The organism is Sinosporangium album (genome assembly GCF_900100605.1).
Classification (GTDB): Bacteria; Actinomycetota; Actinomycetes; order Streptosporangiales; family Streptosporangiaceae; genus Sinosporangium; species Sinosporangium album.
In genome coordinates, this window is the sequence record NZ_FNCN01000005.1 from 135,046 (window position 1) to 161,546 (window position 26,501).

General features: G+C 69.2%; 24 protein-coding genes. 17 read left to right on the forward strand and 7 right to left on the reverse strand.

Annotated elements, in window-relative coordinates; translation table 11 throughout:
- The first annotated feature begins 379 nt into the window (after positions 1–379).
- A complete protein-coding gene (locus tag BLQ73_RS07055; RefSeq protein WP_093169505.1) occupies positions 380–910 on the forward strand; it encodes a MarR family winged helix-turn-helix transcriptional regulator in 531 nt (176 codons plus the stop codon).
- A 187-nt stretch (positions 911–1,097) separates the two neighbouring features.
- Here the strand turns inward: BLQ73_RS07055 and BLQ73_RS07060 are convergent, their stop codons facing one another.
- Complete coding sequence (locus BLQ73_RS07060) at positions 1,098–2,828, reverse strand: S8 family serine peptidase (RefSeq protein ID WP_093169507.1); 1,731 nt, start codon at positions 2,826–2,828, stop codon at positions 1,098–1,100.
- A 253-nt stretch (positions 2,829–3,081) separates the two neighbouring features.
- Between BLQ73_RS07060 and BLQ73_RS07065 the strand changes: the two genes are divergently transcribed.
- From BLQ73_RS07065 to BLQ73_RS07080, 4 genes are all read left to right on the forward strand, one after another.
- Entirely contained in the window at positions 3,082–4,755 is a 1,674-nt protein-coding gene (locus BLQ73_RS07065) for a coenzyme B12-dependent isobutyryl-CoA mutase large subunit (protein ID WP_093169509.1), read from the forward strand.
- 49 nt (positions 4,756–4,804) lie between these two features.
- Complete coding sequence (locus tag BLQ73_RS07070) at positions 4,805–5,758, forward strand: tetratricopeptide repeat protein (protein WP_093169511.1); 954 nt, start codon at positions 4,805–4,807, stop codon at positions 5,756–5,758.
- Positions 5,759–6,076: 318 nt separating this feature from the next.
- Entirely contained in the window at positions 6,077–7,486 is a 1,410-nt protein-coding gene (locus tag BLQ73_RS07075; RefSeq protein ID WP_093169513.1) for an NAD-dependent malic enzyme, read from the forward strand.
- Between the two features lie 124 nt (positions 7,487–7,610).
- Entirely contained in the window at positions 7,611–8,189 is a 579-nt protein-coding gene (locus BLQ73_RS07080; protein WP_093169515.1) for a YqgE/AlgH family protein, read from the forward strand.
- Between the two features lie 121 nt (positions 8,190–8,310).
- Here the strand turns inward: BLQ73_RS07080 and BLQ73_RS07085 are convergent, their stop codons facing one another.
- Complete coding sequence (locus tag BLQ73_RS07085; protein ID WP_093169517.1) at positions 8,311–8,946, reverse strand: TetR family transcriptional regulator; 636 nt, start codon at positions 8,944–8,946, stop codon at positions 8,311–8,313.
- 197 nt (positions 8,947–9,143) lie between these two features.
- On the opposite strand from BLQ73_RS07085, the gene BLQ73_RS07090 reads away from it, so the two are divergent.
- Positions 9,144–10,733 carry a DHA2 family efflux MFS transporter permease subunit gene (locus BLQ73_RS07090; RefSeq protein ID WP_093169519.1) on the forward strand — a complete coding sequence of 530 codons (1,590 nt, stop codon included), beginning with the start codon at positions 9,144–9,146 and terminating at the stop codon, positions 10,731–10,733.
- A 94-nt stretch (positions 10,734–10,827) separates the two neighbouring features.
- On the opposite strand, the gene BLQ73_RS07095 is transcribed toward BLQ73_RS07090, so the two are convergent.
- Positions 10,828–12,450 carry a cellulase family glycosylhydrolase gene (locus BLQ73_RS07095; RefSeq protein WP_093169680.1) on the reverse strand — a complete coding sequence of 541 codons (1,623 nt, stop codon included), beginning with the start codon at positions 12,448–12,450 and terminating at the stop codon, positions 10,828–10,830.
- A gap of 286 nt (positions 12,451–12,736) precedes the next feature.
- On the opposite strand from BLQ73_RS07095, the gene BLQ73_RS33855 reads away from it, so the two are divergent.
- The 6 genes from BLQ73_RS33855 to BLQ73_RS07120 all read left to right on the forward strand — a co-directional run bounded on the left by BLQ73_RS33855 (position 12,737) and on the right by BLQ73_RS07120 (position 18,947).
- Positions 12,737–13,108, forward strand: a complete 372-nt coding sequence (locus BLQ73_RS33855; protein ID WP_245690856.1) for a hypothetical protein — start codon at positions 12,737–12,739, stop codon at positions 13,106–13,108.
- Positions 13,109–13,118: 10 nt separating this feature from the next.
- Complete coding sequence (locus tag BLQ73_RS07100) at positions 13,119–13,370, forward strand: DUF3039 domain-containing protein (protein WP_245690857.1); 252 nt, start codon at positions 13,119–13,121, stop codon at positions 13,368–13,370.
- 93 nt (positions 13,371–13,463) lie between these two features.
- A complete protein-coding gene (locus BLQ73_RS07105) occupies positions 13,464–14,429 on the forward strand; it encodes a zinc metalloprotease (protein ID WP_245690858.1) in 966 nt (321 codons plus the stop codon).
- Complete coding sequence (locus BLQ73_RS07110) at positions 14,426–15,910, forward strand: MFS transporter (protein WP_093169524.1); 1,485 nt, start codon at positions 14,426–14,428, stop codon at positions 15,908–15,910. Before BLQ73_RS07105 ends, BLQ73_RS07110 begins: the two co-directional genes overlap by 4 nt.
- Before the next feature lie 79 nt (positions 15,911–15,989).
- The gene (locus BLQ73_RS07115; protein ID WP_093169526.1) at positions 15,990–17,015 is read left to right on the forward strand and encodes a hypothetical protein; all 1,026 of its coding nucleotides are present in this window, start codon (positions 15,990–15,992) and stop codon (positions 17,013–17,015) included.
- A 177-nt stretch (positions 17,016–17,192) separates the two neighbouring features.
- Positions 17,193–18,947: a DEAD/DEAH box helicase gene (locus BLQ73_RS07120; protein WP_093169528.1), complete on the forward strand. Its 1,755-nt coding sequence runs from the start codon at positions 17,193–17,195 to the stop codon at positions 18,945–18,947.
- Between the two features lie 248 nt (positions 18,948–19,195).
- Here BLQ73_RS07120 and BLQ73_RS07125 read toward each other — a convergent pair whose 3' ends face one another.
- Entirely contained in the window at positions 19,196–19,780 is a 585-nt protein-coding gene (locus BLQ73_RS07125) for an isochorismatase family protein (protein ID WP_093169531.1), read from the reverse strand.
- A 19-nt stretch (positions 19,781–19,799) separates the two neighbouring features.
- Positions 19,800–21,083 (reverse strand): nicotinate phosphoribosyltransferase, encoded by a 1,284-nt coding sequence (locus BLQ73_RS07130; RefSeq protein ID WP_093169681.1) that lies wholly within the window; start codon positions 21,081–21,083, stop codon positions 19,800–19,802.
- Between the two features lie 45 nt (positions 21,084–21,128).
- On the opposite strand from BLQ73_RS07130, the gene clpS reads away from it, so the two are divergent.
- The 5 genes from clpS to BLQ73_RS07155 all read left to right on the forward strand — a co-directional run bounded on the left by clpS (position 21,129) and on the right by BLQ73_RS07155 (position 23,897).
- Positions 21,129–21,419: an ATP-dependent Clp protease adapter ClpS gene (gene clpS / locus BLQ73_RS07135; RefSeq protein WP_093169533.1), complete on the forward strand. Its 291-nt coding sequence runs from the start codon at positions 21,129–21,131 to the stop codon at positions 21,417–21,419.
- Positions 21,416–21,940: a DUF2017 domain-containing protein gene (locus tag BLQ73_RS07140; RefSeq protein ID WP_093169534.1), complete on the forward strand. Its 525-nt coding sequence runs from the start codon at positions 21,416–21,418 to the stop codon at positions 21,938–21,940. Before clpS ends, BLQ73_RS07140 begins: the two co-directional genes overlap by 4 nt.
- Before the next feature lie 9 nt (positions 21,941–21,949).
- Positions 21,950–22,357, forward strand: coding sequence for a M67 family metallopeptidase (locus tag BLQ73_RS07145; RefSeq protein WP_093169536.1), 408 nt, complete (start codon positions 21,950–21,952; stop codon positions 22,355–22,357).
- Between the two features lie 311 nt (positions 22,358–22,668).
- On the forward strand, positions 22,669–22,947 hold the full coding sequence (locus BLQ73_RS07150) for a MoaD/ThiS family protein (protein ID WP_093169538.1): 279 nt from the start codon (positions 22,669–22,671) through the stop codon (positions 22,945–22,947).
- Between the two features lie 2 nt (positions 22,948–22,949).
- Positions 22,950–23,897 (forward strand): PLP-dependent cysteine synthase family protein, encoded by a 948-nt coding sequence (locus BLQ73_RS07155; protein ID WP_093169540.1) that lies wholly within the window; start codon positions 22,950–22,952, stop codon positions 23,895–23,897.
- A gap of 99 nt (positions 23,898–23,996) precedes the next feature.
- On the opposite strand, the gene BLQ73_RS07160 is transcribed toward BLQ73_RS07155, so the two are convergent.
- Together BLQ73_RS07160 and BLQ73_RS07165 are read right to left on the reverse strand one after the other, a co-directional pair.
- A complete protein-coding gene (locus tag BLQ73_RS07160) occupies positions 23,997–25,838 on the reverse strand; it encodes a DUF3352 domain-containing protein (RefSeq protein WP_093169542.1) in 1,842 nt (613 codons plus the stop codon).
- 103 nt (positions 25,839–25,941) lie between these two features.
- Entirely contained in the window at positions 25,942–26,277 is a 336-nt protein-coding gene (locus BLQ73_RS07165; RefSeq protein WP_093169544.1) for a hypothetical protein, read from the reverse strand.
- Positions 26,278–26,501: the final 224 nt, after the last annotated feature.

The following is a 26,501-nucleotide window of genomic DNA, read 5'->3' on the forward strand; positions in this document are numbered from 1 at the left end:
CGCGCGGACCGGCCAAGCGGCCCCGCGGCGTCGGCGGACTGTGCCTCCATCCGGCGCCGCGAAGGCGCCATGTCTGTATTCATGAAAGTCCCCCCGTGCCCCCTGCGTGAGTGGAGAGATCAACCTCGGCGCCGTCCCCCGACGCCGCGTCCCCGGCGCGCCCACGCGCGCTGTCGGCCCGCTCTAGAGCGGGCATGGTTGATCACGGCCTGAAGAACACACGTGCCCTTCGCGTGGCCCTTTGGCCTCCGCCTCACCGTTCAATGTGAGAACCATAACTGAGCGTGATGTTTGACGTCTGCGTTCTGAGTCAAGGACACCGACCGGCTACTCACCGTAGTTGGGCGAATCAGGACGAGGGGCGCGCTACCGTAGCGCTGTGCCGCAGCCCAAGTCGCTCAATCTGCCGTTCGACCCGATCGATCGCGCCGCGCAGTCCTGGCGCGTTCACTTCGGGCCGTCCTCGGCCATGGCCGCCGTCACATCGATCATGAGAGCGCATCAGATCTTGCTCTCGCAACTGGACACGCTTCTGAAGCCCTACGACTTGACCTTCGCGAGGTACGAAGCTCTCGTGCTGCTGACCTTCAGCAGGAGCGGGGCACTCCCGCTTTCCAAGATCGGTGAGCGGCTCATGGTCCACCCCACGAGCGTCACCAACACGGTCGACCGCCTGGAGCGTGCCGGGCTCGTGTGTCGGCTCCGCAACCCGCGGGACGGGCGAGGAGTGCTCGCCGAGATCACCGAGCGGGGGAGGGAGATCGTGCGCGTGGCGACCGCCGACCTGATGAAGGCCGGGTTCGGCATGACCATGTACGGCGAAGACGAGTTGGGGCAGATGTTCGACCTTCTCCGCACGATCAGGGTGGCCGCGGGCGACTTCCCTGACGAGCCTGGCGGGCACGCCTAGGCGGGCGGCGCCGTACGGCCGTGGAGCGGGGGTGCGGCGGGGCGGGCGGCCGTACGGTGGGGCATGTGGCCGTGCCGTACGGCTCCGGCGCCCGTGAGGCCGGGCGCCGGGCCGTACGATGCCGCCCTCGGGCGGGTGTCGCGGGTGTCGCGGGTGCCGCGGGTGCGGCGGGTGCGGCGGGTGTCGGTCAGCGGACGGCGCGCAGGGCGTCGACGATGCCGGGGCCGTAGAAGCCGTTGGCGCCGCGTCCGCCTTCGCAGGTGTGCGTCTCGGTGACGGTGGTGCCGTTCGGCAGGTTCCGGGTGTAGGTGAACGCCGCGGGGCTGGGGCAGCGGGTGGCGGTGGCGGTCTCGACGAGGATCTCCTGGACGTCCTCGGGGTCCATCGTCAGGCCGCCGCGACGCCGGTCGCGCTCGCCGTACTTGCTCACGATGAGCGCGGCCACGCCCGCGGCGCGGGGCGAGGCCATGGAGGTGCCCTGCGAGAAGCGGTAGTAGCCGCACACGGTGCCGCTGCAGTCCCGCACGAGGCTGGTCACGTTGGGCGTCCCGTCGGGGTTGAGCTCACCCGCGGCCTCGGCCACCGACTTGGGGTAGGCCGACAGGGTGGACTTGGTGACGTCGCGCTGGTTCGTGGGGGTGTCGTAGACATCGCCTCCGGGGGCGGCGATGTCGGTGAAGCCGTTGCCGTAGCTGGAGAAGTACGACTTGCGTTTGCTGATGCCGGTGGAGGCGACGGCGATGACGTGGTTCCCCTCGGTCGGGAGGGACAGGCAGCTCGCGGGCACCACGCGGCGGTAAGGCGCCTCGCCCGGCTCGGAGGCGAAGTCGGGGCTGGACTCGTCGATGTTCTCCTTGGTGTAGTCCAAGGCCTGGTTGCCGGCCGCCGCGACCAGGGTGACGCCGCGCTTGTGCGCGTAGTCCAGGGCGCGCTGGACGGCGCTGGTGATCGTGCGCTGCTCCAGCCGGTCGGCCTCCGAGTCGGCCGGGTTGTCGGCGCAGTTGAAGAGCCACGGGTCGATGTAGTAGCTCATGTTCGCCACGTCGACGCCGATGTCGGCGGCGTAGGTGATGGCGTCCACGCTGGGCTGGAGGAAGAAGAAGCCCGAGTCCTGGCCCGCGCGGAGGTTGACGAGGGTGACCTTCGGAGCCACGCCCGCGACGCCGAGGTTGTTGATCGGCGAGGCGATGGAGGAGGCGACGTGCGTGCCGTGGCCCGCCTCGTCCACGTCGTTCGGGTCGTTGCACGACTGGTCGGGGTCGGTCTCGCACGGCCCGTCCACCACGGCGTTGTTGGCGTCGTAGGGGATGTCGACGGTGAAGTTGCGGCTGAGTTCGCGGTTGAAGTTGGGGGCGATGTCGGGGTGCGACCCGTCGATGCCGGTATCGATGACGCCGACCAGGACGCGCCGGTCGCCCTGCTCGTACTTGTGGGAGCCGTCCGCGGTCGCCCGGATCTGCTTCATGTCCCACTGGAGTTCCGACAGCGGCTCGGCCTTGGGCTTCGGCTTGGCCGGGCGGGCCGCGCTCGGGCCCGGTTCGCTGCCCTCCTGCTCGATCGCGCGCTCCTCGACGACCTTGCGGGTCTCGCCCATCGCGCGTGCGTTCTTGGGCGCGGCGCCGATGACGCGGTTGCGTGCGACGCCCTCGACGGCGGGGTTCCGCTGGAGGTGGGCGGAGAACTCGCTGTTGGAGCTGGTCACGGTGGCGAGGCCGACCGCGGTGTTCTCCTTGACCACGGTGCCGCCCGCGGCCTGGACGGCCTGGCGGGCGTCCGCCGGGCCGGCGCCTTCCTTGTACAGGACGACGTATTCGCTCTCCGCCGCGGTCTGCGCCGACGACGGTCTCGCCTGAGCGGGGGCTGCCAGTGTGGTCGCCGCCAATGTGGCGACCGTGGCGGCGACGATGACGCGCTTCACACACACCTCCGTGTGTCCGGGAAGGTTTCGCGATAATTTGACTGGCCGCTAGAAGTGCTGTCATCTCTTAACCGATTTTTGCGACCAACGTGTGACATTGAGGCGTACGGCAGCGCCTGGGCGCTTTGCCATGACTAGGGCTTTTTGTAACTCTGGGGAATTTTCATAGGTCGTCCTAGCATCTAGGCTGTGTAGCTGTGTTCTGGTTGTTCTGGTTGTTCTGGTTGTTCTGATCCATCGGCTGGGGGCCCGCATGGACGGCGGCGAGATCGCCCGCGCGCGCGTGCGCTGGCAGGCACGCTTCGACGCCGCGCCCATACGCGACGCGGACTTCACGACACTGTCCGGGTCCGACGTCGACCCGGTGTACGGCCCGCCCGAGGGCGTGGACGACCCGCGTTTCGAGCGCATCGGCTGGCCGGGGGAGTTTCCGTACACGCGAGGCCTCTACGCCACGGGCTACCGCGGACGCGGCTGGACGATCCGCCAGTTCGCGGGGTTCGGCAACGCCAGGCAGACGAACGAGCGCTACGCGATGATCCTGGCCGCCGGAGGCGGTGGGCTGTCCGTGGCCTTCGACATGCCCACGCTGATGGGCAGGGACTCCGATGACGCCCTCGCGCGGGGAGAGGTCGGGCACTGCGGGGTCGCGGTGGACTCGGCGGCCGACATGGACGTCCTCTTCGAGGGCATCCCGCTCGGCGACGTCACGACCTCGATGACGATCAGCGGCCCCGCCGTGCCCGTCTTCTGCATGTATCTCGTGGCGGCCGAGCGTCAGGGGGCCGAGGTCGGGCGGCTCAACGGGACGCTTCAGACCGACATCTTCAAGGAGTACATCGCCCAGAAGGAGTGGCTGTTCGGGCCTAAGCCGCATTTGCGGCTTATCGGGGATTTGATGGAGTTCTGTGTCGTGAGAATCCCCGCCTACAAACCTCTCTCGGTCTCCGGTTACCACATCCGCGAGGCGGGTGCCACGGCCGTGCAAGAACTCGCCTTCACGCTCGCCGACGGCTTCGGATATGTCGAACTCGGCCTGTCCCGCGGCCTTGACATCGACGTCTTCGCTCCGGGGCTGTCGTTCTTTTTCGACGCGCACATCGACTTTTTCGAGGAGATAGCCAAGTTCAGGGCCGCGCGGCGCATCTGGGCGCGCTGGATGAGGGACGTATATGGCGCACGCACCGCCAAAGCCCAGTGGCTCCGGTTCCACACCCAGACCGCCGGCGTGTCGCTGACCGCCCGGCAGCCGGACAACAACGTCGTCCGTACCGCGGTCGAGGCCCTCGCCGCCGTCCTCGGCGGCACCAACTCCCTGCACACCAACGCCCTGGACGAGGTGCTGGCCCTCCCCTCGGAGAAGGCCGCCGAGATCGCCCTCAGAACCCAGCAGGTGCTCATGGAGGAGACCGGGGTCGTCAACGTCGCCGACCCTCTCGGCGGGGCCTGGTACGTCGAGGCACTCACCGACCGCCTGGAGGCCGAGGCGGAGGCGATCTTCCAGCGCATCCGCGACATGGGCGGCGACGGCACCATGACCTCGGGCATCCTGCGCGGCATCGAGGACGGGTGGTTCACCGGGGAGATCGCCGAGGCGGCGTTCCGCCACCAGCGCGAGGTGGAGAAGGGGCGCAAGCGCGTCGTCGGCGTCAACTGCCACACCGCCACCGTCGAGGAACCCCTGGCGATCCTGCGCATCGGCCACGAGGTCGAGGCGGAGCAGCGGCGCGTCCTGGCCGACCGGCGGCGGTTGCGGGACGACACCGCGGTGCGTACGGCGCTCGCCCGCATGGCCGAGACGGCCCGCACGGAGGCCAACATGATCCCGTCGATGCTCGCCGCGGCCCGGGTCGAGGCCACGCTCGGGGAGATGTGCGACACGCTCAGGGGTGAGTGGGGCGAATATCGAGAACCCGCGTCCTTCTGAAGTGCCCCACCAGGAGGGTGACGTGTCCCGGATACGGCAGGATGGAGGCATGAGCCCAGCGGACTTCAAACGACCCGGATCGCTCTACGGTGCGGTGGACCTCGGAGCGCGGAAGCAGGCCCTGGAGGCGCAGGCCCGCCGTCAGGCCCAGGCCCAGGCCACACCGCCTGGAGGAGCCTCCCCGAGCGGTGCGGTGACCGTGATCGACGTCACCGACGACACCTTCCAAGCCGAAGTCGTTGAGCGTTCCATGCGCACACCGGTCGTCCTCGACCTGTGGGCGACCTGGTGCCAGCCCTGCAAGCAGCTCAGCCCCATCCTGGAGAAGCTCGCCGCCGAGGCCGGCGGCACGTGGGTGCTCGCCAAGGTCGATGTCGACGCCAACCCGCAGGTCAGCGGGGCGCTGCGCGTCCAGAGCGTCCCCACCGTGATGGCGATCTTCCAGGGGCAGGCCGTCACCGGCTTCCAGGGGGCGCTCCCCGAGGCACAGGTCCGCCAGTGGATCGACCAGTTGATGGAGGCCCTGGCGCAATACCTGAGCGGTGAGCCCGTCGCCGAAGGGGAAGAGCCCGGCGCCGCGCCCGAGGCGGCGGTCGACCCCGACATCCTCGCCGCTGAGAAGGCCATCGACGACGGCGACCTGGCCGCCGCCCGCGCCGCCTACGAGAGGCTGCTGGCCCGCGCGCCCGGCAACGACGACGCCCGCATGGGCCTGGCCGCGGTCGGGCTCATCGAGCGCACCGAGGGGCTCGACCCCGCCGACGTCGCGCGCCGCGCCGCCGACCCGGGAGACATCGACGCCCAATGCCAGGCGGCCGACCTGGAGATGCTCTCCGGTTCCGTCGAGGTCGCCTTCGACCGGCTCGTCGGCCTCGTCCGCCGCACCGCGGGCGACGACCGCGACCGCGTGCGCGTGCACCTTCTCGGACTTTTCGAGGCTCTTCCCACAGAGGATCCCGCCGTCGGCACGGCCCGGCGGGCACTGGCCAGCGCCCTCTTCTGATCCGGCGCTCGCAGGTCGGCGCCCGGTCTCCCTGGGGGACCGGGCCCGTTCAGGCTCGTTCCAGGGGCCGCTGGCTCGTTCCAGGGGCCGTTCCAGGTTCGTTCCAGAGGTTCGGGGCGGGACAAGAGCCGGGAAATGCGTGTGGTTTGGGGAGGTTTCGTATGGATTGGGTCACATGAGGGGGTGTAAACCTAGGTGTAGAGGCCGGGTCTTGGCGTCGCACGCCGGTGAAGTGGGCAGTTGGGGCATTGTCACTGGGTGGGGGGTGGCACGATGGAAGCATCCCGAAGCAAGGTCAGGCGCGAAGGAGCGTTGACTGTGGCCACCGTCCCCAGTGTGTCCTATTCCATAACGGTGCGACTTGAGGTCTCGGCCGGAGGCCGAGCCGTAAGCCAGCTCACTCACGCGGTCGAGCACGCGGGGGGCATTGTCACGGCGCTTGACGTCACGAACGCCGGCCATGAGCGGCTCCGCATCGACGTGACATGCGCCGCGAAAGACACCGATCACGCTCAGGCGATTGTGGATGCCCTCGAACAGGTCGAGGGCATCGTCATTCACAAGGTGTCGGACCGCACGTTCCTGATGCACCTCGGCGGCAAGATCGAGATGAAGTCGAAGGTGCCGCTGCGCACCCGCGACGAGCTCTCGATGGCGTACACGCCGGGCGTGGCCCGGGTGTCGATGGCCATCGCCCGCAACCCCGAAGACGCCCGGCGTCTGACGATCAAACGGAACACCGTCGCGGTGGTGAGCGACGGGTCCGCCGTGCTCGGGCTCGGCAACATCGGCCCGGCCGCGGCCCTGCCCGTGATGGAGGGCAAGGCGGCGCTGTTCAAAAGATTCGCCGGCATCGACGCCTGGCCGATCTGCCTGGACACGCAGGACGTGGATGAGATCGTCCGTACGGTGCAGATCCTGGCCCCCGGGTTCGGCGGCATCAACCTGGAGGACATCTCGGCGCCGCGCTGCTTCGAGGTGGAGCGGCGGCTGCGCGAGCTGCTCGACATCCCGGTCTTCCACGACGACCAGCACGGCACGGCCATCTGCGTCCTCGCGGCGCTGACGAACGCGCTGCGCGTGGTGGGCAAGGACATCTCGGATGTGCGGATCACGATGGCCGGGGCGGGCGCCGCCGGCACCGCCGTACTCCGGCTGCTCATGGCCGCGGGAGCGCGCAACCTCATCGTGTGCGACTACCGCGGGGCCGTCCACGCCGGGCGGGACGACCTGGACGACTCGCTGCGGTGGATCGCCGAGCACACCAACGCCGAGGGCTACAGCGGCGACCTGCGCGGCGCCGTCAAGGGGGCCGACGTCTTCGTCGGCGTGTCGGCGCCCGGCATCCTGACCGGTGACGACATCGCGACCATGGCCAAGGACGCCGTCGTGTTCGCCCTCGCCAACCCCGAGCCCGAGGTCTCGCCCGACGACGCCCGCGAGCACGCCGCGGTCGTGGCCACGGGCCGCTCCGACTACCCCAACCAGATCAACAACGTGCTGGCCTTCCCCGGCGTCTTCCGCGGTCTGCTCGACGCGCAGGCCAACCACGTGACCCAGGAGATGCTGCTCGCGGCGGCGCGGGCCCTGGCCTCGGCGGTGACCGACGAGGAGCTCGGCCCGAACTACATCATCCCCAGTGTTTTCCACCCCGACGTCGCCGGTGCCGTGGCCGCGGCAGTGCGCGAGTCGGCCGGTGGCCGGGCCCGGGGCTTCACCGAGGCCTGATCTGGAGGCCCTCAAGCTCCGATCAGTGTCACGTAGAGTTCACAATCAGACTCATCACGTGACATAGGGGTGGCTTGTGAGGGGCCGGGAGATTTTCTTCCTCCGGACCCATCATCATGGAGTCATGGCGGAGGCGATCTACGTCGGAGGGCTCCTGGTGGCGACACCCCGGCTCGACGACCCCAACTTCCGGCGTAGCGTGGTGCTGATCCTGGAGCACGACCGGACCGGCGGCACCCTGGGCGTGGTGTTGAACCGGCCGAGCGACGTCTCGGTCCTCCAGGTGCTGCCGGTGTGGGACGACCTGGTCACCGGACCGGCCGTGCTCTTCCAGGGCGGGCCGGTGCAGACCGACAGCGCGCTCGCGCTCGCGGCGGTCCCCAGCGGCGGCGAGCCGCTGGGCTGGCGGCGACTCCACGCCGCCACGCCCGCGGTGTCCCGTCTCGGTACGGTGGACCTCGACGCGCCACCCGAGATCCTGGCCGGCGAGATCGCGCAGATGCGCATCTTCGCGGGCTACGCGGGGTGGAATTCCGGACAGTTGGAGGAGGAGATCCGGGAGGGGGCGTGGTATGTCGTGGAGGCCGATCCCGCCGACACCTTCTACGACGACCCCGGCTCGCTGTGGCGGGCGGTCCTGCGGCGCCAGCCCGGCGAGCTCGCCTTTGTCGCCACGTGTCCGGACGACCCCTCGCAGAACTGAGCAGGACTGAGCAGGACTGCGCGGAACTCGGCAGAACTCGGCAGAGCGGAGCTGCACGGAACCGAACGAGGGGCCGGGCGGGAAGCGGGAAAGCCGGAGAGCGGGGGAGCGGGCGGTCGGGTCAGGAAGGTCTGGTGAGGTCGTCCCAGCCGGGAACGAGTGACCGCTCCAAGAACACCATGGCGGATTCACTCACGGCGACCAGGTCCTTGGCGTTCGTGAGCTCGCGATGCTGGCACTCGAAGGCGACTCGGAGAGTCGTCGACAGCAGTGCGACGATCATCATCGGACGGATGTCGCACGTGAGCTCGACCCCCTGGCGCCGGGCGATCTCCTCGGCCATGCGGCGTTCCATGGCATACGTCCTGGAGGAGGCCCTGCCCACCAGGCTCGGAGTCGCGTCAAGTAGCCTTCGGGTGCGCAACATGCGCTGCGTGTCCTCGGGGGTGGCGTCCTCGACGGCCTTGAGCGACTTGCGGAACGCGTGCTTGAGCGAGGCGAACGGGAGTTCGTCCGAAGGGCGCGTGGCCAGCTCCGCCAGAATCCTCATCTCGTTCTCGAAGACGTAGTGCAGCGCCAGGTCTTCCTTGGTGGCGAAGTACCGGAAGAACGTGCGCGGTGAGACGTCCGCGGCGGCGGCGATCTGGTCGATCGTGGTCGCCTCGTAGCCCTGCGCCAGGAAGAGCTCCAGGCCGGCGTCGATGAGGGCCAGGCGAGTTCTCTGCTTCTTACGCTCGCGGAGGCCGGGCTGATGCATCGCTGTCACCCCCTATGTGGATAATAGTCACATACTGCCACAAGGCGTACCGTGACTTAATAAATTGGTTGCCATGTGGCAGAGACTGCCATAAGTTACCTACACTCTTTGTAGTGAGACGTCCGCCCTGTCCTGCCTTGAGGTGGTCGGCGGAGCCTCCATGCCTACGGCACACCACTCGAACAGGGGGACCCCCAATGGCCCACGCGAAAACGGTGGCCACGCCACCACCTGACTCCGGCGCTAGACGCAAAGGCCAAGGACATCCCTGGCTGACCCTGCTCGCGGTCGCACTGGGCGTGATCATGGTCATGCTCGACGGCACCGTCGTCGGCATCGCCAGCCCCGTCATCGCCAAGGAACTCGGCGCCTCCCTCCAGGACCTCCAGTGGGTCACCAGCGGTTATCTGCTCGCCCTGGCGGTCTTCCTCATCACCGCCGGCAAGCTGGGCGACATCTTCGGCCATAAGCGGATCTTCGTCATTGGCATCGTCGGGTTCACCCTGACCTCGCTGGCGATCGGTCTGTCCGGCTCCATCGAATGGCTCATCGCCTTCCGCATCGCCCAGGGCCTGTTCGGCGCGCTACTCCAGCCCGCCGCCCTCGCGCTGCTGCGCGCCGCCTTCCCGGCCGAGCGGCTGAACATGGCGATCGGCATCTGGGGTGCCGCCATCGGTGTGTCCAGCGCGGCGGGCCCGATCGTGGGCGGCGTCCTCGTGGAGAACGTGAGCTGGCAGTCGGTCTTCTTCATCAACATCCCGGTCGGCATCATCGCCCTCGCGGTCGCCCTCTGGATCATCAAGGAGAACAAGGCCGCCACGGTCTCGCGGATCGACTGGCTCGGCGTCGTGCTGCTGTCGGTCGCCATGTTCTGCCTGGTGTGGGCCATCATCAAGGCGCCGGAGTACGGCTGGGGCGACACCAAGACGCTGGCCTTCCTCGGCGCGACCGTCGTCCTGGGCGCGGCGTTCGTCTTCTGGCAGTCGAAGGCGGCCGAGCCGCTCCTCCCGCTGGGGCTGTTCCGCAACGTCTCGGTCTCGGTCGGCACCGTGCTGATGATGCTCATGGCGTTCGGCATGATGGGCGCGATGTTCTTCCTCACGTTCTACTTCCAGGGCGTGCATGGTCTGTCCCCGCTTGACGCGGGTCTGCGGATGATGCCCATGAGTGCGGGCATGATCGTCGCCTCTCCGCTGGCGGGCTTCGCCATCAGCAAGCTCGGCCCCCGGGTCACGATCGCGGCGGGCATGCTGGTCACCGCCCTCGCGATGTTCCTCCTCTCGAACCTGACGATCGATACGGGTTACTGGGCCACGGCTCTGCCGTTCGCCCTGCTGGCCTTCGGCCTGTCCCCCGTCATGGTCGGCGCGACCGAGATCATCGTGGGGAACGCGCCGGTCGAGCTCAGCGGTGTGGCCTCCGGCATGCAGCAGTCGGCCATGCAGATCGGCGGCACCATGGGCACGGCGATTCTCGGCGCGATGATGGCCGCCACCGTGGGCAACTCCCTGCCGACGCGCTTCGCCGAGGCCGGTCTCCCCGCACTTCCTCCCGAGCAGGCCGAGATGATGCAGAGCGCCGTGTCCACCGGCATGGTGCCTCCCTCGGCGCCCGGCACCCCGCAGACGGTCGTGGACGCCATCACCAACGCCTCGCACCTGGCCTTCATGGACGGGCTCGAGTTCGCCTTCATCGTCAGCACGGGTGTGGCCATCGTGTCCGCACTGCTCGCCCTGATGGTCAAGGCCGGACGCAAGAGCGACGGTCCGACGGTGCACGTGGGCTGATCTGATCCGCGGGGCGACCCCGCGGATTCCGTGCACTCCTGTGGTCTCCGCCCTCGGCACGAGGGCGGAGACCACGGTTTTGAGCGGGTCTGGGCTATGAGCGGGTCACGGTGAGGGTGTGCACGGGCACCGAGGGGTCGGTGGTCACGGAGAGCACCCTGCGGGCCGGATCCCACCGCGACACGGTCGAGGCGGCCGAGGCCGTGAGCGTGCCGCCCTCGGGGAAGTCCCCCGGCGGCAGGTAGATCTCCGTGTCCCCGCTGATCCGCCGGTCCGAGCGCAGGCGCACAGTGACGCGTCCCCGTTCCACTCGCACGAGCTCCGGGACGCCGGCCACCGCCCTTGGATAGGCCCGTGCGAGGGCATGCTCGCCGGTGGTCCTCTCCGCGGTGCTCTCCTCGGCTTCCCTGTCGGCCGTGTACGGCCGGAGCCCGCTGGGAGGGTTCGGCCTGTAGAGGCGTCCCATGCCGGATTCATCGGTCATGTTAAGAACTTTCTCCACAAAGGCCGCTGCTCCGGGGCGCGCCATGTCCACGCCGAACTCTCCCAGGACCACGGGCGCGTTGAGGCGTTCCGCCGTACGAAGCGTGTTGTCCCGCCACCAGGCCAGCGTCTGATCGGTCCAGGCGCGCGCGGTGCCCGTGTAGTCCGTGCCCAGGCTCAGCGGCGGCGGGTGGAGGTGGGGTGCCAGGCCGATGCGGGGCTCCCCCCGGCGCGGGTCGTCGACGGCGGGCAACCCGGACGGAAGCCCCCAGGTGACGCCGCCCGGCTGCGGCTCCAGGAAGATCCAACTGTCGGGGTCCACCGTACGGATCTCCTCGACGCACAGCCGGTAGAGCGCGGCGAGAGGGCCCCGTTCGAAGGCCGGACCCGCGAGAGACCCGCGCGGGGGGTGGTCCATCAGGTCGTAACCGAGCACCCCCGGCTCACGGGCGACGCGGGCGGCGACGGCCCGCCAGGCCCGCGCGTAGCGCCGCGTCAGGTCGGAATCGGCGTCGGCGCTCGTCCAGAAGTCGTCGACGGCGCGGAGCCGCCGCCATTGCTCGGGTACGGCCATGCCTGGAACAGGCGCGCTGTCACTGTTCACGCCTGCTTGGCGCGACGCGATGCCGGCACCTGGCAGGGCGCCGTCCCGGGGGGCGCCGTCCGGGGGGGCGCCGTCCGGGGGGGCGCCGTCCGGGGGGGCGCCGTCCGGGAGATCGCCGTCCGGGAGGACAGGGGCAGGGAGGCCGTGCCGCATGTCCAGGATGACGTGGTAGCCCTGTCGGCCATACCACGCGACATGTTCGGCCACTTTGTTCAGATATTTCGTGTCATAGAAGTCGGGGGAGGGTTCTACGGCGCCCCACCGCAATGGGAGCCTGACAACGTTGGCCCCGAGGTCCCGCCTTTCCTGCTCCTGCTCCGAGTCGCGCTTGCCCACGGCCGCGCCGCCGCCGGCATCGACGATGCCCCGCTCCGCTGTACCCGCCCCCGCTGTGCCCCACTCCGCTGTGCCCGCCTCCACGATGTCCGGCGTGACGGCGCCCGGCTCGGTGGCGCCCGGCTCGGCGACGTCTGCGCCGAGGAAGCCGTGCAGCGTGAGCGCCCTGCCGAGATCGTCGGTCACGAACCGCGGCGCGCGCTGCGGAGGCTCACCCCGCGCGGCGGCGATCAGGGCGCCATTGGCCGCCAGAGCCACTGCGGAGGCAAGGATGACCCATATGGAACGCTTCATGGCGGTGACCGCGCCTCCCGAGGCATACAGGATCGTGCATGGCATTGCTGTGTTCGCGCGAGAAGGGCGGAGAGCAAACTCCTGCTTTCCTGCAATGGCGCCTAGCGTTAACTTGCCTATCATGAGCGCTGTTCGCAGGAATTGTCCTGCGTTAGTGGCACTGATTCTTGTCCTCTGGTTCAGTGGCTTAGGTATGCCCATGGCGGTGAGTCTTGGCTATCTCGCTGAATCGCCTGGGATGGGGCCGGTGGGGCTGACGGGGACACTTGGGGTGGTATCCCCTGAAATGGCGGTGGCACACGGCCTGCCCGCCCTGCGGGCCGTGCCGTACGGCGAGGCCGGGATCGGGGCGCTGCTCCTGGAGAACGTGGCGGCGGCCGTACTCGTGGCGGTCGTGTTCTTCGCGTCGCCGACGGCGGGAGGACGCGTGCGGTTCTTCGCCGTGGGATGGGCGGTGTTTGTTCTGGGTGCGGTTGTCGCGGGTGTTTTCCGAGGTGTCGTGGCGGCTCAGACGGTCGAGGCGGGGCTCGGGGCGTATGCGGGCCATCTCCTCGGCGGCGTGGTGGGTGGTGTGGTCTGGGGGGTCGTCCTGGGATGGATGTGTGGAATCGGGGCTCTGGTGGGGAGAGCCGTTCAGCCCGGAGTGGGTGCCGAATAGACTCGTCAGAGTGAGCACGAAGATCCTTCCCGAGAGCGACGTCACGCCGAAGCTGTCTCACGGCGACGGCGACCACGAGCGGTTCTCCCACTACGCTGACCGCAACAAGATCACCGAGAGCATGGTCACCGGTGTTCCGATCCGCGCTCTGTGCGGAAAGGTGTGGGTTCCCAGCAGGGACCCGAAAAAATACCCGGTTTGTCCGGAATGCAAGGAGATCTATGAGGGTCTCCCCAAGGGAGAGCCCGACGGCGAGAAATAGGCGCCGCTGAGGCCGCCGCCATGAGCCGGGTGAAAAAACCCGGTGTTGGTCGCGGACGATCAGGGGTCGCGCGGTTACGGTCGGTTACGTTCCGTGACCACACGCCTGCTATCGGGGGACCCCATGACCCGGCGCGCGATCGCCGTCGCTTCGGCCTGCCTGCTGGCGCTCGCCCTGCCCGCCGGGCGCCCCGATCGGGCGCTGGCGGGGGTCGAGGCCACCTGTCCGGCGCCCAGGCACGACCCCCGCTCCGCCGGGCACGAAGGCCGTGGCCACGGGCCGCACCACCACCATCCGGACGCCGAGGAGGTGGGCCGGATGGAGGACGACTTCAAGCGGCGCTTCTCGGCGCTGCGCATGGCCCCCCCGACCACGGTCACCGTGCCGCTGTGGGTCCACGTCCTGTCCGACGGGCAGAATCGCGCCTCCGACCAGGCGGTTCGCAAGCAGGTGGAAACCCTCAACGCCGCCTACAGCGGGCGCTACGGCGGCACCGACACCGGCATGCGCTTCCGCCTGATGGGCGTCGTCGTCACCGTCAACGCCGACTGGTTCCGCGACCCGCTCGGCCACGAGACGCAGATGAAGGGCACCCTGCGCAAGGGCGGCGTCGGCACGCTCAACCTCTACCTGGCGCAGCTCAGTGAGCTGGTGCTCGGATACTCGACCTATCCGTTCTGGCTCCGGGGCAATCCCCGGGCCGACGGTGTCGTCATCGACTGGCGCACCCTCCCCGGGGGCGCGATGCAGGACTTCAACCGGGGCTTCACCGGGGTCCACGAGATCGGCCACTGGCTGGGACTGCTCCACACCTTCGAGAACGGGTGCGAGGAGCCGGGCGACCACGTCGACGACACGCCGCCGCAGGCGCGCCCCACCCAGGGGTGCCCGACGTTCGTGGACTCCTGTCCGGGAGGAGGAGCCGACCCCATCCACAACTTCATGGACTACTCCAACGACGTGTGCATGTCCGAGTTCACCGCTGGTCAGGGCAAGCGGATGCGGGAGATATGGGCCACGTATCGCGCTGAAAACCGTGATATTACCCTTAACGGGTGACAGCCCCAAAGACCCTTGACGCTCCCTACCGCCCTGTTCGGATCTTCGGCCCCGAGTACCGCACCGCCACCCTCGGCATCGTTCTGGTCGTCACGTTGATCGCTTTCGAAGGCATGGCCGTCGGGGTCGTCATGCCCGCGGTCTCCGCCGACCTCGACGCCATCGATCTGTACGGCTGGAGCTTCTCGGCCTTCCTCATGTCATGCCTGTTCGCCAACGTGGTGGCAGGGCTGTGGTCGGACCGCAAGGGGCACGCGCTGCCGTTCCTGCTGGGTGTTTTCCTGTTCATCGTCGGCATGCTGCTCGCCGGGGTGGCCCAGAGCAAGGAGATGTTCATCCTGGCCCGTGCCGTACAGGGGCTCGGCGGGGGAGCCGTCATCGTGGCGGCGTACGTGATGATCGCGCGGGTCTACGTGCCCGAGGCCAGGCCCAAGGTGTTCGCCGCGCTCTCGGGGGCGTGGGTCGTGCCCGCGCTGGTGGGGCCCAGCGTCTCCGCCCTGATCGCCGACCTCCTGGGATGGCGGTGGGTGTTCTTCGGCATCGTCCCACTGGTCATCCCCGCGTTGATCATGCTGCTTCCCGCGCTGCGCGTCGGCCCCGCTGCCGGCGCGGTCGGCGCTGCCGACGCGGCCGATGCCGCCGGTGCGACCGGCGGGGCCGACCAGACCGCTGCGGGGGACCGTACGGCTTCCGGTCCGCCCGCCGGGCTACGCTCCCGCGCGTGGGCCAGGACCGTCGCCGCCACCACGGCCGCGGGTGGTGCGGGTCTCCTGCTCTACGGCCTGGACACCATGGACAACACGCCCGCCCTGGGGGCGGTGGAGATCATCGTCGGCCTGGCGCTGCTGGCCTTCGGCCTGCCGCTGCTGCTTCCGCGCCGCGCGCTGCGCTTCGCCAGGGGGCTGCCCACCACGGTCATGATGCGCGGCCTGCTCAGCGCCGCGTTTTTCGGGGTGAACGCCTTCATCCCCCTCCTGCTCACCAAGGTGCACGGGTTCAGCCTGACCCAGGCGGGGTTCGCGTTGACCATCGGAGCCATAGGCTGGTCGTTCGGTTCCTACCTCCAGTCCAAGCGCACGTTCGACCGGGTGCGGCTGGTGCGCTTCGGCGCGTGCGCTGTCGCGGCAGGCGTCGCGCTCGCCCTACCGGCGGCGCTGCCCGGGATGAGTGGGTGGATGGTGGTTCCCGCCTGGCTGGTGGCCGGCCTCGGCATGGGCATCGCCGTCAGCAGTGTGAACGTCACCACGTTGAAGCAGTCCCCGGAGGGGGAGCAGGGGGTGAACTCCGCCGCCCTGCAGGTCACGGACACGCTGGGCTCCTCGCTGAGCATCGGGGTGGGAGGCGCGGTCATCAACATGGCGGGCCACGGGGCAGGGCAGATCGCCACGGGCTTCGCGTTGATCGCGGGGTTGATGACCGCGCTCGGTGTCTTCGGCATCCTGGTGTCGGGCCGCATGCGCGAAAGCTCATTCGCCACATAGATCTCAATGATCACCAATATCCTGTTTTGGCTAGGCAGGCATGGCTGAACCGGGGATCGTCGCAGCGGGAGGAGGCGCCGTGGACGATGACGAGGTCCCCCCGCGCCGTCGCGGCCGGTTAGGCCGCTGGGGACGCCGTACGGACGACCAGGAAGCCGACGAGTGGAACTCCTGGCTCACCGCCGGCGATGACGACGAACCCGCCCGCCCGGCCGCCGGGCTCCCGCAGCGCGAGGCGGCGCGTGACCGGCCGCAGGCGCCGCGACGCCTCTCCATCGGCCGCCCGTCCTTCGTGCGGCCCTACGCCGAACCCGAGCCCGCGGCGGCCGACGAGGGTGACGCGGGCGAGCCGGGCGAGAAGTGGGACGCGCTGCCGCCGTCGGCACGCTGGTACGGCACGCCCGCCAAACCGGATACGGCGAAGGCGGGCAAAGGCGGGCACCGCGGAGCGATGGTCTTCGGCGTGCTGGGCGCCGGAGCGGGCGTGGTCGCCGCGACCGTGTGGGGCGTCCTGACGCTCACGGCACCGGAATCCCTCTCGACGGGTGCCGAGGCGAACGCCGACGCCGCCACCGGCATCGGCTATCCCATCCCCGACGGGTGGCGCCACGACGCACTGCCGCCGGTCAGCGGATTCACCTCCGCCGTGCGCGGCGGCGGCTCCGTGCTCATGATCGGGCCCGGGTCCACGCGGCCCGGTACGGCCGACACGGACAAGAGCGCCTCGGACAAGAGCGCCTCGGACAAGAGCGCCCCGGACAAGAGCGCCCTGGGCACGAGCGCCTCCGGCAAAGGCGACCCGGACATGAGCGTTCCCGCCAAGGCCGTCGTCGAGCTGACCGAGCTGTACGAGGACCTCCTCCTCCAAGGCAGCGACGTGGAACTGGTCGAGGACAGGCCCTTCAACGTGGCCGGCTTCACCGGCCACAGCCGCTCGGTGCGCGCCGTCTACAACGATGTGATCAACCGGCCGGCCTTTCTCCGTGTGTTGGTGCTCACACGTCCCGGGCGCGACGCCGTCGTCCTCGCGGTCTCCCAGCCCGACGGAGACGGGGTGCGGTCGGAGATCGACGACATCATGAGCGGGCTGTGGGCGGCTCGCTGAAAGCCCGTGCGCGCAAGGGGGGCCGGGGGCCGGGGGGCGGCTCGCGGCCCTCGCGGGCGGTGGCAGGTTTCGGGGCCCGGGGCCGTACGGAACCCTTTAGCACGGCGACGCGATGATGGCGAGGATCTCGCAGGCTCGGCACGTCCTGTCGGTTCACACGATTACCCTGGGGTCACTGTGAGCACTTTCGCCGCGTCGAACCTGTCGCCTTCCTACCCCGACCGCGCAGCCTGGGGCACGGCGCCCAAGCTGCGGGCGTGGCAGCAGGAGGCGTTCGATCTCTACTTCCACCGCGAGCCGCGTGACTTCCTCACCGTCGCGACCCCCGGGGCGGGCAAGACGACCTACGCGCTGCGCATCGCCAGTGAGCTGCTCTCCCGCGGTCTCATCCGGGCCATCACGATCGTGACGCCGACCGAGCACCTCAAGCGGCAGTGGGCCGACGCCGCCGCTCGCGTGGGCATCAACATCGACCCCGAGTTCAAGAACAGCCAGGGCTCCACCTCCCGCGACTACATCGGCGTCGCGGTCACCTACGCCCAGGTGGCTATGAACCCGGCCCTCCACCGCAACCGCACCGAGATCCGTAAGACCCTCGTCATCTTCGATGAGCTGCACCACGCGGGCGACGCCAAGTCCTGGGGCGACGGCGTCCGCGAGGCGTTCGAGCCGGCCGCGCGCAGGCTCGGCCTCACCGGCACCCCCTTCCGCTCCGACGACAACCCGATCCCCTTCGTCGAATACGCCGAGGACGGCGACGGCGGGCTCCGCAGCGTCTCGGACTACTCCTACGGCTACGGGCCGGCTCTCGCCGACGGAGTCGTACGGCCCGTCATCTTCCTCGCCTACTCCGGCGAGATGAAGTGGCGCACCCGCGCGGGCGACGAGATCGCCGCGACACTCGGCACCCCGCTGACGAAGGACCAGCTGTCCCAGGCGTGGCGCGCGGCGCTCGACCCCAAGGGCGACTGGATCCGGCAGGTGCTGACCGCGGCCGACCGCCGCCTCACCGAGGTGCGCAGGGGAGTGCCGGACGCCGGGGGCCTGGTGATCGCGACCGACCACGAGACGGCCCGTGCCTACGCCAGGCACCTGCGGGCGATCACCGGTGAGGGCGCGACCATCGTGCTGTCCGACGACCCCGGCGCGTCCAAGAAGATCAAAGAGTTCACCGCGTCGGGGGCCAGATGGCTGGTCGCCGTCCGCATGGTGTCCGAGGGGGTGGACATCCCGCGGCTCTGCGTCGGGGTCTACGCCACCTCGATCTCCACTCCGCTGTTCTTCGCCCAGGCCGTCGGGCGATTCGTACGCGCCCGCAGGCGCGGCGAGACCGCCTCGGTCTTCCTGCCCTCGGTGCCGACGCTGATGGGGCTCGCCGGGGAGATGGAGGCCGAGCGCGACCACGTGCTCGGCAAGCGGCAGCAGGACGACGGGCTCGACGACTCGCTGCTGGAGCAGGCGCAGCGCAGGCAGGACAGCCCCGACGTGCTCGGCGACGAGCTGCCGTTCGAGACCGTCGAGGCTTCGGCGACGTTCGACCGGGTCCTGTTCGACGGCGGCGAGTTCGGCACCGCCGCGGCCCCCGGCTCGCCCGAGGAGGAGGACTTCCTCGGCATCCCCGGGCTTCTCGAACCCAAGGAGGTCACCAAGCTCCTCCGCAAGCGCCAGGCCGACCAGCAGGCCGCCGCCCGGCGCCGCGGGCCGGCCGCCGAGCCCGAGCCGGCCCGCGCCTCGCACGAGGAGCTCGCGGAGCTGCGTAAGGAGCTCAACGGCCTTGTCGGCGCCTGGAACCACCGCACCGGGCAGCCCCACGGCGTCATCCACTCCGAGCTGCGGCGCGCGTGCGGGGGCCCGCTCATCGCGCAGGCCACCGCCGAACAGATTCGCGAACGCATCCAGACCATCCGCAAGTGGGCGACACAGCGATCGTGACCGGCTAGAACTCCCGAACCGGACCGGTAGAGCGGATCGGACGCCCCGTGCGGCCGTCCACCGCGATCAGCCGTCCGGCCCGCCGCAGCGGCGGGTCGAACGTAGTCATGCGATCGCCTATGGAGTAATCCGCACGCAGCGTTCGGGCAGCGGCGTGGGAAATCCCTGGAGCTGTGGTGATCGTCTGCGTACTCTCCCTAGCCGTAGGGCGCGTGACCCTCGAAGGGAACACCGGTGGCTGCGTGAGGTCAGGCGGGGCGGACGATCGGGGTGCCTGAGAGGGTGACCCCGGCGGCGTCCAGGGAGACCAGGGCGGCGGCGACGGAGGTGGCGGCGACGCCGGCGGTGAGGTCGAGCAGGACGGTGACGGTGAAGCCGTGGCCGGCGGCGTCGAGGGCCGTGGCGCGCACGCAGTGGTCGGTGGCGATGCCGACGACGTCGATGTCGCCGACGCCTCGGGCGCGGAGCCAGTCGACGAGGGTGACGCCGTCGTCGGTGACTCCTTCGAAGCCGCTGTAGGAGGCCGAGTAGGCGCCCTTGTCGAATACCGCCTCGACGGGCCCGGTGTCGAAGGCGGGGTGGAGTTCCGCTCCGGGGGTGCCGGCGACGCAGTGGACGGGCCAGGAGTCCACGTAGTCGGGTTCGTCGGAGAAGTGGCTGCCGGGGTTGATGTGGTGGTCGCGGGTCGCCACGACGTGGTCGTAGCGGGCCCGGCTCAGGTGGCGGGTGACGGCGGCGGCGACGTCGTCGCCGCCGCCGACCGCGAGGCTGCCGCCTTCGCAGAAGTCATTCTGTACGTCCACGACGACCAAGGCTTTTGCCGTACCGTCCATATCTCGACATTAATGGACATTAATCGAAAACGGTGGGTATGGCTGCGTAGCCCCGGCTCAGTTGGTGGGCTTCCTGGGGAAGTTCGGCCATGGAGGCGCGGTGCCGTTCGCGGGCGGCCTGGATGGAGTCGGCGGCGGCGGGTGTGCCGTTCGTCACCAGGGGGTGCAGGAGCGGGCGGCCTTCGGGGGCGGGCCGGTCGGCGGTGATCACGGTCTCCGCGGTGGCGATGCCCTCGGCGTTGAGCTGGCGGTATGCCAGTTTCCGCCCTCCTTTGCTGGGCTTGCCGACCGACCGCTTCGCCACGGGTCTGATCTCGCCGGAGGCGTCCTCCCGGGCCACGAGCTTGTAGACCAGGGCCGCGGTGGGGGCGCCGGAGCCGGTCACCAGGGCCGTGCCCACGCCGTAGCCGTCGACGGGCGCGGCGGCCAGGGCCGCGATCGCGTATTCGTCCAGGTCGCTGGTCACCACGATCCGCGTGTCGAACGCGCCGAGGGAGTCCAGCAGCCCACGCACCTCGTGGGCGACGGCCGCGAGGTCGCCCGAGTCGAGGCGGACCGCGCCGAGCTCGGCGCCGGCAAGCTCGACTCCGACGCGTACGGCGTGAGCCACGTCGTAGGTGTCGACCAGCAGTGTGGTGTCCCGGCCGAGCGCGTCGATCTGGGCCTGGAAGGCGCCGCGCTCGTCGTCGTGGACCAGGGTGAAGGCGTGCGCGCTGGTGCCGCTGGTCGGCACGCCGTAGAGGTGCCCGGCCATCAGATTGGAGGTCGAGGCGAACCCCGCGATGTAGGCGGCGCGCGCGGCGGCCACGGCGGCGATTTCATGGGTGCGCCGTGACCCCATCTCGATGATGGGCCGGTTCCCGGCGGCGTGGACCATGCGGGAGGCCGCCGAGGCGATGGCGCAGTCGTGGTTCAGGATTGACAGAGTCAGGGTCTCCAAAAGGACGGCCTCGGCGAAGGTGCCTTCGATGACCATGATGGGTGACCCCGGGAAGTAGAGGTCGCCTTCCCGGTAGCCATACACGTTTCCGGAGAATCGGTAGTCTGCGAGGAAGGCCAGAGTTGGGGGATCCACCACCCGCGTTGACTTGAGGAACTCCAGTTCCGCGTCTCCGAACCGGAAACCCGTCAAGGCGTCCACCACGCGTTCGGCGCCTGCCACCACGCCGTAGCGGCGGCCCCCCGGCAGGTGGCGTGCGAAGACCTCGAAGACGGCGCGTCGATGGGCCGCTCCGCTGCGCAGAGCGGCCTGAAGCATCGTCAGCTCATAGTGATCAGTGAGCAACGCACTGCTCATGGTCATCATCACGACTCGAAGACTAGACCTGAGGTAAGGCAGGATGGTGATGTGGGTAGCACTGCTCCAGTCGAGGTTGAGCGTCCGAGTACGGATGTCCGGCCCGATTTGCCGTGGCTGACGATCGTGTGGAATGACCCCGTGAACCTGATGTCTTATGTCACATATGTCTTCCAGACGGTGTTCGGCTATCCGCGTGCCAAGGCGGAGAAGCTGATGATGGACGTCCACCACAAGGGGCGTGCCGTGGTGGCCAGCGGCACGCGTGAGGAGATGGAACGCGACGTGCAGATCCTGCACTCGTACGGCCTGTGGGCCACGGTTCAGCGGGATTCGGCATGAGCACGGGTTTCATCACCGGGGTGCGGGGCGGCGTGGTGGCCACGTTCGACGCCGCCGAGGTGTCGATCCTGCGCTCCCTGGTGACCCAGGTGCTGGGGTTGGTGGAGCCCGGGGCGACCGGCGACGACCCCCTGGAGCGCGCTCTTGGCATCGGCTCGGCGGAGGCGCCCTCGGATCCGGTGCTGGCCAGGCTCTTCCCCGCGGCCTACGAGGATCAGGGCGAGGCCGCGGAGTTCCGCAGATACACCGAGGCCACGCTGCGGGACGCCAAGCGCGCGGACGCCCAGACCATGCTGGAGACCGCGCAGCCCGGCCGGCTCGAACTCAGCGACGACCAGGCGCAGGCGTGGCTGCGCTCGCTCAACGACATACGGCTGGCGCTCGGCGTGCGGCTGGAGGTCACCGAGGAGATCCACGAGGAGATCGCCGGCATGTCGCAGGACGATCCTCGTTATCCCGCCTACGTCACCTATGACTGGCTGACGTACCTGCAGGACACCTTGGTGCGAGCCCTTTGGTAGCTTCCAGGCATGCTGCGCATTTCCCAGGAGCTGGTTGACAAGATCGTTGCCCATGCCCGGGCCGACCACCCGGACGAGGCGTGCGGGGTGGTCGCCGGCCCGGTCGGGTCCGACCGGCCGGAGCGTTTCATCCCGATGGTCAACGCCGAGCGTTCCCCGACCTTCTACAGGTTCGACTCGCTGGAGCAGCTGCGCCTCTGGCGGGAGATGGACGACAGGGACGAAGAGCCCGTGATCATCTATCACTCCCACACGTCCACCGAGGCGTATCCCTCGCGCACCGACATCAGCTACGCCTCCGAGCCCAACGCGCATTACGTCCTGGTCTCCACGCGGGATGAGGACAGAGTTGAATTCCGCTCATTCCGCATTCTCGATGGAGTGGTGACCGAGGAAGAGGTCACGGTCGCGGAATAAGCGGGAGCGATGTCGCCTAGGCCCCGGCCGCCTATGGCCCGGGGCCTAGGTCGCTGCCATCGTTTGTATGGCCTTGAGTAAGCTGGTCCCCATGCCGACTGTTGACCCGTGCCCAGCCTCGCGGGTCCCCGCGCCTGTGCAGAGCTATCTGTTCGCACACACTCCGTTGGTCGTCGTCTACGACTGTCCGGGGCGATAGATCCGGTCGCCGCTCTCAATGGGCGGGCTCCCGGAACAGCTCGCCGCCCGGCCGTGTTGAGATGCGTTGGGCGTTCTCACGACGGATTAACGATCAAGGAGATTCAACCGCGATGGCCATCGAGGTTCGCATTCCGACCATTCTTCGCAACTACACCGACGGTGCCAAGGCCGTGAGCGCCGAGGGCGCCACGCTGAGCGAGGTCTTCGGTGACCTCGACGTCCGCCACCCCGGCATCCGGGAGCGCCTCGTCGACGAGGCCGGCCTGCGCCGCTTCGTCAACGTCTACCTCAACGACGAAGACGTGCGCTTCCTCGGCGGGCTCGGCACCCCGGTCTCCGACGGCGACACCGTGACCGTGCTTCCGGCGGTCGCGGGAGGCATGCGCTGACCATGAGATTCGACTCACTGATCGACTCGGTGGGCCGTACGCCCCTGGTCGGATTGCCTCGCCTTTCGCCCTCGGCCGACGTGAGGATCTGGGCCAAGCTGGAGGACCGCAATCCGACCGGGTCGGTGAAGGACCGTCCGGCGCTCTGGATGATCGAGCAGGCGGAGAAGGACGGCCTGCTGACGCCCGGCGCCACGATCCTGGAGCCGACCTCCGGCAACACCGGCATCGCGCTCGCCATGTCGGCGCGCCTCAAGGGCTACAAGCTGATCTGCGTCATGCCGGAGAACACCTCCGAGGAACGCCGCCAACTGCTGCGCATGTGGGGTGCGGAGATCATCTCCTCGCCCGCGGCCGGAGGGTCCAACGAGGCCGTGCGCGTGGCCAAGGGACTCGCCGAGGCCAACCCGTCCTGGGTGATGCTCTACCAGTACGGCAACCCCGCCAATTGGCGGGCGCACTATGACACGACGGGCCCCGAGATCCTTGAGGACCTGCCCACGATTACCCACTTCGTGGCCGGGCTCGGCACCACCGGCACGCTGATGGGCGTCGGGCGCTTCCTGCGCGAGCAGGTGCCCGGCGTGCGCATCGTGGCCGCCGAGCCGCGCTACGGCGAGTTGGTGTACGGCTTGCGCAACGTGGACGAGGGCTTCGTGCCCGAGCTCTACGACCCCGAGGTGCTCACCACCCGCTACTCGGTGACCTCGGCGGACGCGCTGCGCCGTACGCGTGAACTGCTGGCCACCGAGGGGATCTTCGCCGGTATCTCCACGGGCTGCGCCCTGCACGCGGCCCTCGGCATGGCCGACAAGGCGGTGAAGGCCGGTGAGCGCGCCGACATCGCCTTCATCGTGGCCGACGGCGGGTGGAAATACCTGTCGACCGGGGCCTACGAGGGCACCCTGGACGAGGCCGAAGAGCGGCTCGAAGGCCAGCTCTGGGCCTGAGCGCCCGCGCCGCGGCCAAGCCACCGGACGCGACAAGCACGACGTGAAACGCGAGAAGCGGCCGACCCCCGCGCGGGGGTCGGCCGCTTCGCCATGGGGTCAGTTGAACAGCAGGCGCAGGGAGAACGAGGCGTCGTTCCCGGCCTGCTTGCCGCTGAGTCCTACGGCGCGCAGCACCTGGAGGTTGGCGCGCTCGTCGCCGGACATGCCCTCCAGGTAGAACTTCTCGATCTTGTCCAGGTCGACGAAGGCGGCGTAGTTCGCCGCGTCGCCGTCGGCCACGGCGAGCTGGTAGGTCTCGTTCTCGCCGAGGGTGCCGCCGCCCTGGGCGAGCTGCTGGGCGTACTGCTGCGAGGTCGCGACGGCCACGCTGCCGTCGCCGTCGGCCTTGGCGAGCTGCGGCACGGGCTGGCCGCTGCCGGAAAGGGCCCGCTCGATCTTGCCCACCACGTCCTTGACCTTGGCCGGGTCGCCGGTGCCGATGCGCAGACCCGCGGTGAACTGCTGGGTGCTCAGGCCGGTGCCGTCCAGCGAGACGGTGAGGTTGTCGCCGAGCAGGGTGACGAGGTCGCCCGGGATGGCAAGGCCGTATTGCTGCTGGGCGGAGGTGATGAACTGCTGGAGCGCCTGGCCGTCGGAGGCGGAGCCCAGCGACTTGATCACCTGGTCCCACTGCTTTTCGAGGGACTTGCCGGCGCCGCTGATGGAGACGGCCGCGGCGGTCGAGACGGGCAGCTTCCCGAGCGGCACGGGGCTGAGCTCCCCGACGTCGATCCCTTCGGCTCCACGCACGAGGCCGGCGAGCTCCGCGTACTGGCCGTCGAACCGCAGCGCGGCGACGACGCGGGCGTTCTTGAGCTGCTCGGCGTTGAACGCCTGGTCGGCGGCGGTGCCGGCGACGCCGATCAGCTTGCCGGGGGCGAACCAGGCCGAGAGCACACCGGGCTCGCCGAGGGCGGCCAGGTCGCCGGTGAATTCGGCGTTCTCGGCGAGCGTGGGGGCCGCGGCGTGGTGGTTCCCCGCCGCCGGGCTCTCCGTGATGATGATGTAGTCCTCACGGAAGGCGATGCCGTATTCGTCATCGCCCATGAGCTTCTTCACGCCCTCGCGGGCCTGCGCCTCGTCGGTCACCTGGATGGCGAAAGCGAGGTCGGGGCTGGCCTCCCCCCGTGCGCCGGGCAGCAGGGCGACGCCGACCCGGCTGCCGAGCCACGGTTCGATGTCGCGGGCGTAGGTCAGGTCGCTGCCGGCGCCCAGGTCCTTGAGCACGCCGTCGAAGAGGGACTTGCGCAGATCGTCGCCGGCGAAGGCGTCCTTGGTCGCGGAGAACTTCCTGGCGATCTCGAACAGCGCGAGTTTCTGGTTGGCCGCGGGGTCGAGGTCCAGGCGCACATAGGCCATCGCGTTGCCCGGCAGCACCTCGTGCGGCTGCGTGCCGCCGCCGCTGAGCATGGTGAAGGCGAAGAACCCGCCGCCGCCCACCAGGGCGACGACCAGCGCGGCGACCACGGCGATGAGCCAGCCGCCCTTCTTCTTTCGGGGCTCCTCATGGTGCGCGGGAGCCGTACCCAGCATCTCGCCGCCCTGCCAGGTGGAGGCCTGCTGGGTCTGCTGGGGCTGCTGGTAGGGGTACGGCTGGGCCTGGGTCTGCTGGTAGGGGGAGTTCGGCGGCGGGGGCTGGCTGCCGTACGGCTGGCCCGGGGCGGGCTGGGCCCCGTAGTGCCGGCCCTGGGGAGGCTGCGAGCCGTACGGCGCGCCCTGCTGGGGCTGGGTGCCGTACGGCGGGCCTGGGGGATGGGCACCCTGATGTGGATTCTGGTTACCGTGCGGATACGGCTGGGCATATGGGTCCGCTGGCTGCTGCCCTTGAGGCGTGCGATAGCGCGTTGTCTGATCCGGGTCGTGGCCGGAGGGAGTGCCGGGGGGAAAGTTGGCAGACATCTCTACTCACATTGGGAACTATTAACCAGAGCAAAATAGCCCACATTCCATGCGAATCGCTTGCAAATTACTTTCTGTCCGATCAACTTTCTTGATCATGCGCTCAAACTCTTTGGAGCGTTCCACGCCGTGTGCTGAGCATGACCTCCCCTCCGCCGGTCGAGGCCACGGCCTCCCACGGCACATAAGTGCTCCCCGCGTACAGCAGCCGCTGCAGAAGGTGAACGAACCAGCTCATCCGGCCTCCGGGGTCTCGGGCCACCCCCAGCAGAATCGGCGCGCGATTGGCCGAAACGATCAATCCGCGCACCTCGAACTCCTCATGGACGCCGAATCCGGTCCCGCGGCTCTTCACCACCCGCACGTCCACGACCTGTCCAACCCACACACCAGTGGAATCCCACACCGACTGGCCTATGAGATCACCGACTCCCGCCATCCTCGCCTCCCCCGCGAAAACGGTTCTCAGCTTTTCAGTCAGAGGCGTGTTTTCCCTGGTCAGGACGATCTGTGTTTGATCACGCAGTGCATGCGTACGGCAAAGGCCTAGAATGGCGTTCGGTTACCGGTTGCTCCCGACCGGTGGGCACTTGGCACGCACGTGGCACGCACTCCGTACGCCGGAGGCGTATGCGCGACGGACACGAAGAGTGACGACGGAGC